The following is a 572-nucleotide window of genomic DNA, read 5'->3' on the forward strand; positions in this document are numbered from 1 at the left end:
GTGGTGATCATCGTGCTTGAGTTATTGCTCATTTCGAACAAAGGCATTGTCTTGTTTCGAACACAAGAAGGGCAGCCTCATTTTGGCGAACTACTGCAATATCACGAAATCATGGCTACCTTTGCAAGCCCAATCATCATGCTGTTTTTAGGTGGTTTTTTCTTAGCAATGGCCGCAACCAAATATCGTTTGGATGTGAACCTCGCTAGGGTGTTGCTCAAGCCGTTTGGGCAAAACCCTAAGTTTGTCATGTTAGGCCTGATGCTGATCACCGCTATATTCTCGATGTTTATGTCGAATACCGCGACTACCGCAATGATGTTGTCGATCTTAACGCCAGTTATCGCCGTGTTCGGGCCTAAAGACCCTGGTCGAATTGCATTTGCGCTTTGTATTCCTGTTGCTGCGAACATCGGCGGTATTGGTACGCCAATCGGTACGCCACCAAACGCGATTGCTCTGAAATACCTCGTGGGTGATAACTTGATTACTTTTGGGGAGTGGATGGTGTTCGGCGTACCATTTGTGGTGATCATGATGGCGCTTGCTTGGCTTCTGATAGGTTATTTATA

General features: G+C 46.5%; 1 protein-coding gene. It reads left to right on the forward strand.

The window, feature by feature from the left end:
• Positions 1 to 572 (forward strand): SLC13 family permease (locus R7Z50_RS29650; protein ID WP_318150033.1); only part of this gene is annotated, 572 nt, incomplete at both ends.

It is taken from the genome of Vibrio sp. 1249-1, from assembly GCF_033340495.1.